Source organism: Ornithinibacillus bavariensis (assembly GCF_018333235.1).
Taxonomy (GTDB): domain Bacteria; phylum Bacillota; class Bacilli; order Bacillales; family Amphibacillaceae; genus Ornithinibacillus; species Ornithinibacillus bavariensis.
The window spans coordinates 235,265-249,076 of record NZ_BORP01000001.1 but is presented as its reverse complement, the minus strand read 5'-3'; the positions used below and the strand labels follow the sequence as shown (position 1 = coordinate 249,076).

The following is a 13,812-nucleotide window of genomic DNA, read 5'->3' as shown; positions in this document are numbered from 1 at the left end:
AATGGCAAAACGAGCTATTCAAGTAGACGACTTTCTAAATTTCGAGGTGTATAGTGATCCACAGTTTTCACCAGATGGATCTAAATACGCATACGTATCAACAACTATAAATGAAAATAAGGATTATGAATCGAATTTATTTATCCAAAACATGGACGAAGCGGATGCAAGACAGTGGACATTTGGACACAATAAGAATAGTAGCCCACGGTTCTCTCCTGATAACAAATCCGTTGTATTTCAATCCAACCGAAGTGGCATGCCACAGCTTTGGCTACTACCACTGGACGGTGGTGAAGCTAAACAGCTTACTACATTTAAAAATGGCGCTGTAGATCCTGTATGGTCGAAGGATGGTAAATTTATAATTTTTACCGCTCTACTAGAAGAGGGTGATGATGTTCTTGACCAAAAGGAGCTGTCCAAGGAAGAAAGACAGAAAGAAAACGAAGAGACAAATAAAAAACCTCTAGTTGTTAAAAAGCTGAATTATAAGTCAGATTCCTTAGGGTTTCTAGATGATAAAAAGTCCCAAATTATCTTGTACGATGTGGAAAAAGAAAACTTTATACAGCTTACCAATGGTGATTATCATTATGCTTACCAAGATATTTCTCCAAATGGTACTACAGTTTTATTCTCAGGAAATATTAGTGAAAATGCTGAATATGAGCTGAAAAGTGATATTTATGCACTAGATATAGCCTCCAGAGAGATAACAAGACTTACAGATGGAAAAGGTTCCTATTATTCAGCAGTATTTTCTCCAAGTGGTAACAAGATTGCTTATTTAGGTCATAAGCAAGAATATCTCAATGCAACTTTAACAAAGCTATATATTTATGATTTAGAGACAAAAGAACATACATGTCTTAGCACGGAATGGGACTTCCCAATTGGCGACCTAATTGCTGGTGATACTCGCTTAGGCAGCTCGGAAAACGGTCCAGTTTGGTCTAATGATGAAAATCGATTATTCTTCATTGGTTCGATTTACGGTGCTACCAACCTATATGAAGTTAGCCTGCAAGGAGAACTTAAAGAATTATATAATGTAGATAGTCATGTGTTCGGATTTTCTTATAATAGATTAAAGGATTCCTTCATAATTGGTGTAAGCACTCCTACGAACCCTTGTAATTTTTATCTATTAGATGCCAATTCTCAAGTAAAACAGTTAACGGATGCTAATAGAAAATTTTTAAATGAGGTAGAGATCGGAACGCCAGAAAGAATCTCCTTTAAGGCAAAGGATGGCTGGGATGTTCATGGATGGATCCTTCGTCCTTATGATTATAAAGAAGGGGCTAAATATCCACTCATTCTCGAAATTCATGGTGGGCCACATGTCATGTATGGGCAAACATTTTTCCATGAAATGCAATTACTAGCTGCAAAAGGATATGTTGTTCTTTACATTAATCCACGTGGAAGCCATGGATATGGCCAAACATATGTAAATGCTTGTCGTGGTGATTATGGTGGTGGAGATTATCAGGATCTTATGTCTGCTGTAGATTATGTACTTGAAACATATGAATTCATTGACAAGGAACGTCTAGGTGTAACAGGTGGAAGCTATGGGGGCTTCATGACAAACTGGATTGTAGGACATACAAACCGCTTCAAAGCAGCCGTTACACAACGTTCTATTAGTAACTGGCTAAGCTTCTATGGAGTTAGTGATATCGGTTACTTCTTCAATAAATGGCAGCATGGCTTTGATCTTTTAGATGACCCAAAAGCACTTTGGGATATATCTCCATTAAAATATGCGAGCAATGTGGATACACCACTACTAATCCTGCATAGTGAACAAGATTATCGCTGCCCAATTGAGCAAGGAGAACAGTTATATGTAACACTAAAGCATTTGAAGAAGGACGTAGAATTTGTCCGCTTCCCTGGTGCAAACCACGAATTAAGTCGTAGTGGCAAACCAGAACTTCGGATTGAACGATTAAATCATATTTGTTCATGGTTTGAAAAGTACTTATAAGAACATATAAGAAAACGAGGCTGGGACATAACAAAGAGATTTATTCTAAAAACGAACAATGGCCAAATTAACTTCGGAAATATACGTAGACTCCTTGAAAAAGAGAACCACTTTTTCTGCGTGCGATGTATCGCTGCCGGAGCATTCCTTGTCTGCGGGAGGAGAGGCTCACCAGCCGCCCGCGGAACGCGAAGTATATTTCCGAAGCGGGTTTACGCTGTAACTATATGAATTGTTCGATTTTTATTTTCAAATAAATTCTTTTGTCCCAGCCTCTTCTATTCCACATTTGGTCCAAACACACGATTTTCTCCTGATGAACCTTTTCCTGCTAAGCGTTTCGATAATGTATTCTTCCAACTTTCTGCAAGTAACTCACAATTTGCTAATTCTTTTATTAGCTTCAGCTCAGCTTTTTTATCATACATCACTCGGTTACAAACCGTAATTGTCCAATTCGGATATGGTCGGTCGATGAGGTTTAATTCCATCCCTTCCTGAACGCTTCCTTCCCTCAATACTCTGAAATACCAGCCAGTCTTTCCCGATTCTTGGATTCGCAGTGCAAAATCCATAGTCCGAAACCGACGGGCAGGCTTCCAGCATGGTCTTCTCGGTTGGGAAACTTGGATAATCGCCGTTCCAAGCTGATATGTATCACCGATACAAACAGTATCTTCATCCAAGAATAGTAGGGCGAGGTTCTCACCAAAAGCTCCTATTCCAATATCCTTATTTATCAGTTCCTGTTGCCAATATTCATAATGTCCTACATTATAGGCAAATATAGCTTTTTCTGGACCACCATGATTCTTCTTGTCAGCAACTTCATCTCCAACTAACCCCGTCTTGCCCAGCCAAACTTTTTCATTCGTACTTTTCTTGAACATGCCACTCTCCCATTGTTTATCCATTGGTTCTTTGGCATCTGGATCTCCAACCTTTTTTACCTTTCCTACTAATAATTTTGCAACATACGGTTTAGTCAATCATTCTCCCCCCTCTCCTAAAAGCCGATTAGTAGCATATCTTTTTTCATAGTAAAGTCTAGAAATCTAATAAGCAAATATAAAATAAGGGTACTAATATTTATCTCTTAGTACCCAATACAACCTCAACATATTAATTCATATTTTCTTGTAAAAAATCATTTAATACTTTTATATATTTTTCCTTATCCATCACAAATGATTCACCATGGTTTGCGCCATGAAACGTGACTATTTTAGCTTTACTGTTTGTATTTTCATAGAGTTTGTGAGCCATTTCTGTCGGTACAAATGTATCTGCATCACCAGTTATATATAATATCGGGATAGTGGTTTTTTTTACTTGTTTTAGAGCAGAAGCTTCTGTGAAAGAATAGCCCGCCTTTGCTTTTGTTACCAGACTAGTCGTGTGAATAAATGGAAATGGTGGAAGATGAAACATCCTCTTTATCTGGTAGGAGAATAAATCCTGTACACTCGTATATGGACTATCTGCGATGATCACTTTTACATTTGGTGGTAACTCTTCTCCACTAGTCATTAATACAGTAGCAGCACCCATGGATAAACCATGTAATATAATCTCGGTATCTGGTCCAAGCTTATCGACTAATAAATTAATCCAGTCGAGATAATCTAAACGATCTTGCCAACCAAATCCGATATAATCTCCTTCACTTCTACCGTGTCCACGTGCATCAGCTGTAAAGAAGTTATAGCCTAATGCTTCATAATAATATTGACCAAATAGCCCCATATCACTTCCACGACCTAAATACCCATGTGCTGCAACCACAACTACATTGGATGGTTTCTTTGCCTTGAGAAAGTAACCCTGTAAGGTTAATCCATCTCTTGAAGTCATTTCCAAATGCTCAAATTCCTGGTTTTCTACCCATTCTCTCCATCCACCCTCTAGTAATACATTCATGGTTTCGGCTGATACCTCGAGGTCTTTATTTCCTTGTAAAAAATCCTTTGGCCCACGGTTTATTGCTAAATCATAAAAATAGAAACTAGCTACAATATCTATAATAATCAAAACGACAACAAGTCCTGTTATAATCTTAATGATTCTTTTCTTCACTTAACTACCCCCTACCGGAAATGCCAGTTAATTTCTATAATACTATTATACTAGAGATTTCCATTACATTCCTTTGGTAGATATTTGTAAACTCCCCAACTAAAAATGGATTGACTGAATTACAGTCAACCCATTTGAATTTTAAACATGCCTACTTTCCATTAAATGAATGCCAATCCCCATCATGATAACACCCATTAGGACTAGTACACTAATTGGGAAGAGTAACTCATGAAATGAATAACCGTAGACAGTTGCACCATTTAAAATTTCCATTCCGTATTTTATCGGATTAATTTTTGATAAGGTTAGTAAGACCTTCGAGGATACAATCTCTAGAGGCCAATATGCTCCTCCAATCATTGCCATACTAACCGATACAATTGGAAGAACTGCATTAAATTGTTGCGCTTTTTTTACAACTGCAGTAATTAAAATGCTAAGTGATACAATGGAAAAGACATATGGAATTAATAATAATAAACTCTCTATGAATCTCCCATAAAAATTTACTCCCATCAGAAAACGAAAAGTTAAGAAGATAACAACCACCTGTAAATAACCTGTTAAAAAGCTATAAATCAAGTTTGCTACATACATCTCCCATTTTTTTACTGGTGATAAGATAATCCGATCCCATACACCATCTTGTTTCTCCGTTAATATTGGAAGTACATTATAGGCGATGGTGTAAATAACAAAAAATAATGTAAAGCCAAATAAACTATGCAATGAGTTATCATAAACAAATGAATCTTCATTTTGAAAACTGGAGGTTTTCATTTTAAATACTGGTGAATGCCTCAGATTTGTAAATTCTTCTACTATCTTATCTTTATCACTTCTTGTAGATATATTATCAATTAATTGTTCTTGTTGGAGTTTCTTGGTATAAGCAGCTTGGACGGTCTGTTGGACTAGTCCTTTGTTAGGTGAATCCACACCGACTAAAACTTCAAAGGTATTTTCATGTAGAATAATACCCAATTCTGCTTTTCCAGATTCTATTTTATCTTTTAATGCTTTCTCGCTCATCCAACTAAAAGAATATGCCTCTTCCTTTGCCAACTCTTTTCCAATTATAGAATCACGAATAGTCTCATTTTCACTGTGAATCGGAACGTAGATTGACGACCCTCCCATTTCAGAGCTACCAATAATAAATGCAAAGAAAATAGACATACCGGTAAAAATTAGGAACGTCCATGGATTCCGAACAAACAATTTCAGTCTTGCTAATAGTATTCCTATCACTTTGATATCCTCCTTTTCGGAAAGCATAGCGCTGCAACAATAACCAGACTAAAAGCAAATAATAGTAAGAAGATTAAATGATCACCAATATCTAATAGGCTATCCCCTCTTAAGATACTTATATATGCAGACATACTAGCACCGTTTGGTGTTATGTTTCCTATTGCTTGAAAAAATGGTAAGAAGTCGCCAATAGGAAAAAAGCTACCACCTAATACCGATAATAAGGTAACTACGACACTGCTAAAAAAACTAGTAATAGATACAGAGTTAATTCGATAGCTAATTGCAGATAATAGTACGGCTAACCCTCCTACAGAAAAAGAAAATGCTAGTGTAGTAGCGAAGAATGCAATTAAATCTGGCCAAACAATGCCAAATACAAGCCACGAAAAGGTGAATACAATAATTGTTTGCATAAATGCAAAAATAGTACCAGACAGTAATACGCCGATAAAATAAACCCAACCTGAGACATCGGAAATGATGATTCGATCAAATACATTTGATCTTTTTTCTCGAAATGCATGGCTACCTATGGAACCAGCGATATAAAGAACATTCATCACTACCATCCCAATTGAATAATATGCTTGGGAGGATATAGAACCTTTCTCATCAATGGTAGTCATTTTTCCTACCACTGTCTCATTACTTACAGCTATGACCGACGGGTCGATTCCATTTTTATCCAGGAATACACCAAGTGATAACTGATCCTGAAACTGGGTTAGAATATTGTTCACAATACCTGCCCCTACATGACTTCCTTCATTTAAGTTTATCTTTAGGCTAGGCTGTTCAGATTCTCCGAGAACTATATACTTCAATAGCTCGTAGGTAAAATTTTTCGGAACTTCAATAATGGAGGTATATGTGTTATCCTTTAAAACTTTATCTCTATCTGAAGGATTCACATAATCAAGCTCAACAAAATCCTTCATGCTTTCATCTGTAAAAACTTCCTTTAATGCAGTAATTGGCATTGACTGATTAATGTTCTCTTCTATTCCAACTAGTACATTTGGTGGAAGTTCCTTCTCTATTTCATGAAGAAATCGGTCTACTTGTTCCGGTTCTGATTCATTTTCGATTAAGGCAATTTTTACTGTAATTGGACTACTTCCTGCTTCCATAAAACCACTTAATGCTGTTCCTAGTATGGTTATTAAAACCATTGGTAAAGCAATAAGTAATAATAATTCCTGTGGATTCCGGAAAAAAATTAAACCTTGTTTTTTGATGATGTTCCATAGCATCATATCCACCTCTAATCCCTTAAAGCTCGGCCAGTAAGATGTAAAAAGACATCTTCCAGAGTAGGGGCCTTATTATCCACTGAACTCAATTCAATATGGAATTGCTCTGCAATTCTTATTACCTCTGAAAACATATTGACAGCTCTTGGAACGATAATTAGAATCTCTTTTTCCCCTACAGTTATTCTGTTTACAGAAGGATGATTCTTTATGGACTCAATAAAATCTGTACTAAACCGCTCGGCTTTGATCGAAATAGTATTTTCAGAGGATAATATTCGTTTAATTTCCTCCTTAGTACCTGAAGCAATCAAATTTCCCTTATCCATGATATAGATTCGGTCACATAAGAACTCTACCTCCTCCATGTAATGACTAGTGTAAAGAACAGTCATTTTCCTTTCTTCATTAAATCGTTTTACGGTTTCTAAAATATAGTTTCGAGATTGTGGATCTATCCCCACTGTCGGTTCATCCATGATGATAACTTCCGGATCATGCAATAATGCAACCCCAATATTTAACCTTCGTTTCATACCTCCTGAATACTTTTTTACTACCTCTTTCCTTCGATCTGTCAGTCCTATTTGTTCTAATACTTCGTCTATTTTTCTATTTAACTCCTTCCCTCTCAGCTGGTATATCCTACCGAAAAAGCGCAGATTTTCTTCTGCTGTAAGATCCTCATATAATGCAATCTCTTGTGGTACCATTCCTACCACCTTCCGAAATGCTGACGGACTTTTGATAATGCTTTTATTGTCATAACGAACATCTCCACCTGTTGGATCCAATAAGGAAGATAGCATAGAAATAGCTGTTGATTTTCCAGCACCGTTAGGTCCTAATAACCCAACAATTTCTCCCTTTTCAATGAACATATTTAAATTCTTAACCGCATAGGCATCTTTAAATTTCTTCGTTAGATCTACTAATTCAATCACTTGAATCCCCTCCTAATCAAAGAATACGTTTATAATAACCGAAAGAATACTACCGTAAGTCATTAGATTGGTCACTTCGAACATGACTAAAGTCATTTTATTATAAAAAAAGAACAGTACTTTTATGGTAAGTACTGCTCCTCGACTTATTATTATTTATTTTTCATGGATATGTTCTTCAAAAATAATGATATCGAAAAAATTACCAGACCAACCACTAGCCATATGACTCCACCAATATGCTGCTCTCTAACTGGTTCAAATGGTAGTAATAGTAGTACATCCTCCGAAGATAGCTTATATCCTGCTGGTAAACATACCTCTAGGGCTTGTGTAAAAGTTGTCAAATCTGTATATGCCTCATATAAGACCCCATTTGATACCATTAGAACAATAGAAAGTGGAATAAGCAACAGAATGCACAAAAGATGGTAAAGAACAATATACTTCATACGATGAGCAAGACGATAGATGATTGGCGTCCATAATAACGTGGCTGTAAGCAATAAACCCAGCAAATAAAAATAGTTCAAATATAAATCAATTCTTGCTTGATCAAAAATTGGTGGATGATGATAAGCGTATAAAAACAAAAAGAATGCTCCAATAGTAAAGTATGGCTTAGTTAAAAAATGAACACTACTTTTAATGATGCTTATATTCAGTAAACGATAAACTAGTTTGCGCTTCATCCCAATTAAAAGCATAGGCGGAGCCACGAAACATAGTAATATAATCTGAATAATATGTGAGCTAAACTGAATTCTACCAATAATATTTAATGGACTTCCAGCTGCAATAAAAATAATAATTAGTCCAACTAAAAAAATAACTGTTTTCCAAATAGAATGCTTTTTTTCCTGTGGGAGCAAAAACAAATAAATAATTGCAGTAAACCCTAAAAAGAGAAATATCCCTGCATTCCAAAGCGAAGAAAATTGAAATTCTTCTAGAATAACATCAAGCATTTCATACACCACCTAGCCAGGATTGCTGTCTAATTACCCTCATTATAATAGAAAGCTTCCTGTTAGGTTATTCCTAGTTTTTACAAATTCATGAATACTGAACATCCCTAAGTGGTAGAGATCTAGTCTAAAGTTCATGCTTTATAGCAAAAATTGCAAGCTGTGTTCGATCTCTTAGTCCTGTTTTTTGAAGGATTTGTGTAATATGATTTTTGACCGTTCCAATGGAAAGAAACAACTCTTCTGATATTTCTTTGTTGGTTTTACCCTCTCCTACAAGCTTGGTTATTGAAAGTTCGCGAGGAGATAAATCAATAGTCACAGCCTCTCTCCTTGCACTCTGAAGTAATTTTGGCATTACCTTTGCAGCTACTTCATCATGGATAGTTAATCCACCATGCATACAGCTATGTACCGCTTCTATTAGTTTAGTAGAATCAGATGTCTTTAGTAAGAAACCATTTGCCCCTTCCTTTAAAGCGGTCATCGCATAATCGTCATCATTAAACGTTGTGAGTATCAGTATTTTAACCTCTGGCCACCGCTTCTTAATCATCCTAGTAGCTTCAATACCGTTCATAACTGGCATCCGAACATCCATCATAATAAAATCGATGGTGTACTTTTCTAAAATCTCTATGGCCTGTAAGCCATTTTCCGCTTCATGCGTGACTTCTATATTTTTATCCTGCTCCAAAATCACCTTTAACCCTTGTCTAACAATGGCTTGGTCTTCAACCAATAACACTCGCCACATCATTATTCACCTCCAATGCAGGAATGGTACCCGTCACAAAAAACTGGTTATTAGTTTGGTATACTTCTAAACGACCATTAATCTCTTCTAGTCTACTTTTCATATTCGTTAATCCAAAGCCATATTCAAAAGATTTAGCTTTATGAACCATATTCGAAACTTCAAATGTGACATCTCCTATTGCTGACTTACCGATAATTACTTGCACCTCTTTAGAATGTCCGTGCCGCATGGCATTTGTCAATGCCTCCTGAATCACTCGAAATAATACAACACTTTTCTCATTTGACAGGGGAATCGATAAGACACCTTGCTTTATCGTAAACTGCACGAAAAGATGACTCTCTGCTTCAAGTTTTCGGATAAGATGTACAACTGTTGCTATGCCTTCATTTTCTTCATTTTGAAGCGCTTTTACTGCATGCCTTGTTTCTTCTAAACTTTCCTCTGCCATTTTCTTCAATTCACGATATCCTTCATTCTTTGATTGGATGGCCAACACTTCTAACTGCATAATTAATGCAGTTAAACGATGCCCTACAGAATCATGTATATCACGAGCAATTCGATTGCGTTCCTCAGCTCTTGCATTTTGCTCTGCAGATAAATTTAACCGTTTCAGCTTCCTATATTCCCCAAGTAATTTCTCATATAAATTTTTTTGTTCTTTAAAATAGTTCTGGTAAACACTTGTCATAATCATTAAAAAATAGAAAAGCACTGCCATAATGGTTAATTCTATAGTCAGTAGCTGCTGTTCAAAACTGACAATCAATGACAGCGAAACATTTGATATGATGTAGAACCTAAGTTTATTTTCACTTAAGCGCTGGGAAGAGATCATAGTCACATATAGTAATAGAATTATTGTTAACAGATTACCTTCCACAAAGAATATACCATGTAACACAATAACGACGGATAAGCCTAGATATAAAATGATAGATACCCGTTGTAAAGATAGGAAAAAGAAGGCTCCCACAGCAGCAGCTAAAAATAACATGCTAATTCCTTTATTAAGACTATATTCAACAATCATATAAGCCCAAAGTAAAAGAAATATAAAAAAACGCAACCAAAACTGATACATAATGACCTCTTTCATCTCTAATAGTATTTAGCATTATTTTATCATAAGAGATGCATTTGAAATATAAGGATTTTTCATACTACTCCATATTCTGATTAACATAAATATCGAAAGAGGAGGTGCTTTGGGAGCTTCAAAAAAATACTCACAGAGGCATATTTAGGAAGAACACCTAATGGAAGAATTCCACTATCTATTACAAAAGCAGCTTTAGGTGTAAGACAAATTCGAAAATGGCTTAAAGCAGAAAAAGAAGCAATGTATTATTTCATGATTCATTCCTCATATGATTGTAGCCAAGCATTACGTGATTTAGATGGATCTAAAATACGTTGCCCAGATTTAATGGAATCGGTAGAACCGATGATTGACTTTTATCGAAATATAAGATGATGAGAAGAAACAAATTGAGATACTTTAAGAATCAAAGCTTCAATTAGGTTAGGAAATTTTCAATAGAAGGAATTAAAGTTATTTACTTTTACTACTTAATAACAGCAGGAGACCTAATCCCTGCCTATTTAAACTCAGATAATATCTTCTAAAGCTTGTTCAATCGTTTCAAACATAAAGTGGTACCCAGCCTTCGATAATCTCTCCGGAACGACCCAACGACTTTTTAATACTAATTCTGTTTCGGTCCGAATGATGACAGCACCGGTTTCCAACATCCATTTGGGTGTAGGTAGACCAACTTTAACCCCCATCCTGTCTCGCAATGCCATCATAAACTCCCTATTACTGATTGGATTAGGAGAAGAGCAATTGAACACACCTTGAAGTTCCACGTGTTCATTTAAAAAAAGCACGATTTGAAATAAATCCGCGACATGAATCCAACTAAATTTTTGTCTACCACTTCCTTGTATTCCACCTAGACCAAATCTTACTAGATTGCGATATGGTGTCATTACACCACCATCTTTTCCAAGTACAATCGCTGTTCGTAATGCAATCTGTCTTGTTTTAGGTAACTCAAATTGAAAAAATTCACTTTCCCATGTTGTCGCCACATCAACGGAAAATCCCGTTCCAATCTCACCGTTCTCTTCAGTCATTGGGCGATCTTCTGCATGACGATAGATAGTTGCTGTACTTGAATTCATCCATACCTTTGGTGGACTTTTGCATGCTAAGATACAATTTCCAAGGATATTAGTGGTAGTTATCCGAGACTGCATAATTTCTACTTTATTCTTTTTGTTGTATCGACAATTTACCGACTTTCCTGCCAAATTGATGACGAATTCCGCATTCTCTAAAGCAGCAATAATTGCTGCTTCATTCTCCCATGGTATATGTCCAGAGCTCCTCGAAATGATAAATACCTTATAGCCCATTTCTTTAAATCTTTCTTCAAAGTACTTACCTATAAAGCTTGTACCGCCTGGAAGAACTACCTTCTTCATTATACAATCCCTCTACTTTCTAATTGAACTTCCACATTCATTTATGTAATATTTCAAACTACAATTTAAATCGTACATTATATAAAAATTGTTCAATCAAGTAACATTATTCGAGGAAACAGTAATAGTCCTATAGGACTCAAAGCGACAAAATACTAAAAAAAACGCGTGGTATAGGTATTTTGCAGCAAGAAATTAAATACTAAGAATATTTTACCATTTCGCAATAATCACGATACTATACCCTTATTTTTATAGTATAATGATGGGGACAGAACATAGGTCATCATCGACTATCCTTATTGGAGTTACTCGGCGGCTTCAAAAAATCCCCAGGAAAGGGGCTGAAGCTTGTGATTCCAATTGACAAGACCCTTGAGTTAATGTTAGCGTTCTCAACACTTGTGTTGTTGGTTGTGAACACCCGTGAAAAAAAGTAATCACCCTGACTCTGCATAAGAAACAGGATAATTACCTTTTTCACCATGTACGGAAGTCGCCGAAGCCTATGTAACTGTTCGAGTCGTAAGTTGCTGCTTACGACTCGCCTCTTCCATGCTACAAGCCTTCGGACACTCCCAAAGTTTATTATACAGAATGGGATATGCCCGGCACAACACTTTTTTGAAAATTGCATCACTTTATTGCGTTTTCGTTTCGTCAGTTACTCATTTATGCCTCTCCTTTAGAAAAAAGCAATGCACCATTACGCTGATCTTCATCCTTCCATAATCCCAATTTATCAATGACTGCTATCGTAAATTCTGGAAATGCAGCCCCTTTTGCAGTAATAATATTATCCAATACTTCAACTCGATTGCCCGTATATTCTGCACCTTCGAAATGGCTCTTAAATTTTTCAAAAGTTATCGCATTACATGTAAAGCTTTTCCCTTTTAAAAGTCCTGCTTGAGCGAGAAATACAGAAGAACCACACATTGCGGCAATTGGCATTTGTAATGAATTTGCTTTGCACAAAAAATCCTGAACAGTATGATCTTCCATAACTTCTCCTACGTTATCTCCTCCAGAGATTAATAGTAAATCATAATCAGCTAGTGTAACTTCTGGTAGTGATAAATGCGCCTTTGTGATAAGCCCTCCAAGGCTTTCTACTTCATGACCATCAATAGTTGCTGTTGTTATTAATGCTTTACCAAGCTTTCTTAAGAAGAATAATGTATGTGCAATTTCAAAATCAACATAGGTTGGATATGCAAAAAACAAGACTTTTTTCATAATACTCTCCCCCTAATTATGTATTACCCACTCATTGCTTCACATGATAGTGAAGCCTTACTACATTAGTCTCTAGTATATTTAATCAATAAGTTTGTATTTCATGGACTACATAATGATTTATATTCATCACCCGCAAAAAGTGCGGTGATTCCGATCCACTTATCAATAGTGGTGCTTTTAAAAATACTTCCCTAATCAATCAGTGTTTCACAACCGGAAATAATTCCGTCACCGTTTAATTGATTAAATAGACGGTTAGCATGGTCCTACCTCTCTTTCTACCTTTCCAAACGTCCAATATGTAACATTGCCCACACTTGTTGTTGTATTACTCCACCAACTGATATAAGCATGTTTAATTAATTTTCTTAATAATGCTAATTATACATCAAGAAAATTAATTGCACCAATTAGAGCAGAATAAGAATTATACATTCAATAAACTCCTAATAAATAGGAATGCCAGGCTCCAATATTCTGATACCTGGCATTCCTATTTATTAATAGTAAAAAGAAAATATTACTACAAAAATTAGTACTAGTAATAAAAATACTCCATACAGAGACAGACAAATAATACTAGTCACACGTCCCGCAATGGCAAGACCTCTTCCGGATTGTCCGGATAATGTAATTTCTTTTACACTAATATTCGCAAGTACAAGGCCAATAATTCCAAAAATAAATCCAATATAAGGTATTACTAATGATAGAATTCCTAAAACTAATGCTGCAACAGCCTTACCATTTGTTTCTTGTGGTGCCTCCACAATATTCCCCCCTTTACTACTCATTGATTATGTATATACAACAA

The 13,812-nt window shown here is 35.9% G+C and carries 12 protein-coding genes; 1 reads left to right on the top strand and 11 read right to left on the bottom strand.

What is annotated here, in order from left to right:
- Position 1: 1 nt before the first annotated feature.
- On the top strand, positions 2 to 1,999 hold the full coding sequence (locus KI338_RS01235) for a S9 family peptidase (RefSeq protein WP_212919155.1): 1,998 nt from the start codon (positions 2 to 4) through the stop codon (positions 1,997 to 1,999).
- Between the two features lie 278 nt (positions 2,000 to 2,277).
- On the opposite strand, the gene KI338_RS01230 is transcribed toward KI338_RS01235, so the two are convergent.
- From KI338_RS01230 to KI338_RS01180, 11 genes are all read right to left on the bottom strand, one after another.
- Positions 2,278 to 2,988, bottom strand: a complete 711-nt coding sequence (locus KI338_RS01230; protein WP_244853267.1) for an MOSC domain-containing protein — start codon at positions 2,986 to 2,988, stop codon at positions 2,278 to 2,280.
- 133 nt (positions 2,989 to 3,121) lie between these two features.
- Complete coding sequence (locus KI338_RS01225; protein WP_212919154.1) at positions 3,122 to 4,075, bottom strand: alpha/beta hydrolase; 954 nt, start codon at positions 4,073 to 4,075, stop codon at positions 3,122 to 3,124.
- A gap of 141 nt (positions 4,076 to 4,216) precedes the next feature.
- Entirely contained in the window at positions 4,217 to 5,329 is a 1,113-nt protein-coding gene (locus KI338_RS01220) for an ABC transporter permease (protein ID WP_212919153.1), read from the bottom strand.
- Positions 5,326 to 6,591 carry an ABC transporter permease gene (locus tag KI338_RS01215; protein WP_212919152.1) on the bottom strand — a complete coding sequence of 422 codons (1,266 nt, stop codon included), beginning with the start codon at positions 6,589 to 6,591 and terminating at the stop codon, positions 5,326 to 5,328. The genes KI338_RS01220 and KI338_RS01215 overlap by 4 nt, the downstream gene beginning before the upstream one ends.
- 8 nt (positions 6,592 to 6,599) lie before the next feature.
- The gene (locus KI338_RS01210) at positions 6,600 to 7,532 is read right to left on the bottom strand and encodes an ABC transporter ATP-binding protein (protein ID WP_244853264.1); all 933 of its coding nucleotides are present in this window, start codon (positions 7,530 to 7,532) and stop codon (positions 6,600 to 6,602) included.
- A 152-nt stretch (positions 7,533 to 7,684) separates the two neighbouring features.
- The gene (locus KI338_RS01205) at positions 7,685 to 8,500 is read right to left on the bottom strand and encodes a cytochrome c oxidase assembly protein (RefSeq protein WP_212919151.1); all 816 of its coding nucleotides are present in this window, start codon (positions 8,498 to 8,500) and stop codon (positions 7,685 to 7,687) included.
- A 127-nt stretch (positions 8,501 to 8,627) separates the two neighbouring features.
- Complete coding sequence (locus KI338_RS01200; RefSeq protein WP_212920007.1) at positions 8,628 to 9,257, bottom strand: response regulator transcription factor; 630 nt, start codon at positions 9,255 to 9,257, stop codon at positions 8,628 to 8,630.
- Positions 9,235 to 10,347 carry a sensor histidine kinase gene (locus KI338_RS01195; RefSeq protein ID WP_212919150.1) on the bottom strand — a complete coding sequence of 371 codons (1,113 nt, stop codon included), beginning with the start codon at positions 10,345 to 10,347 and terminating at the stop codon, positions 9,235 to 9,237. Before KI338_RS01195 ends, KI338_RS01200 begins: the two co-directional genes overlap by 23 nt.
- A gap of 527 nt (positions 10,348 to 10,874) precedes the next feature.
- Positions 10,875 to 11,759, bottom strand: coding sequence for a TIGR01777 family oxidoreductase (locus KI338_RS01190; RefSeq protein WP_212920006.1), 885 nt, complete (start codon positions 11,757 to 11,759; stop codon positions 10,875 to 10,877).
- A gap of 669 nt (positions 11,760 to 12,428) precedes the next feature.
- On the bottom strand, positions 12,429 to 12,995 hold the full coding sequence (locus KI338_RS01185) for a DJ-1/PfpI family protein (RefSeq protein ID WP_212919149.1): 567 nt from the start codon (positions 12,993 to 12,995) through the stop codon (positions 12,429 to 12,431).
- 503 nt (positions 12,996 to 13,498) lie between these two features.
- Positions 13,499 to 13,768, bottom strand: a complete 270-nt coding sequence (locus KI338_RS01180) for a DUF4190 domain-containing protein (protein WP_244853262.1) — start codon at positions 13,766 to 13,768, stop codon at positions 13,499 to 13,501.
- Positions 13,769 to 13,812 lie beyond the last annotated feature (44 nt).

Excerpts from the sequence above, each read along its gene's own strand:
- KI338_RS01200 (WP_212920007.1), bottom strand. The coding sequence starts at position 9,257 with ATGTGGCGAGTGTTATTGGTTGAAGACCAAGCCATTGTTAGACAAGGG.
- KI338_RS01195 (WP_212919150.1), bottom strand. The coding sequence starts at position 10,347 with ATGTATCAGTTTTGGTTGCGTTTTTTTATATTTCTTTTACTTTGGGCT.
- KI338_RS01235 (WP_212919155.1), top strand. The coding sequence starts at position 2 with ATGGCAAAACGAGCTATTCAAGTAGACGACTTTCTAAATTTCGAGGTG.
- KI338_RS01215 (WP_212919152.1), bottom strand. The coding sequence starts at position 6,591 with ATGATGCTATGGAACATCATCAAAAAACAAGGTTTAATTTTTTTCCGG.
- KI338_RS01205 (WP_212919151.1), bottom strand. The coding sequence starts at position 8,500 with ATGCTTGATGTTATTCTAGAAGAATTTCAATTTTCTTCGCTTTGGAAT.
- KI338_RS01185 (WP_212919149.1), bottom strand. The coding sequence starts at position 12,995 with ATGAAAAAAGTCTTGTTTTTTGCATATCCAACCTATGTTGATTTTGAA.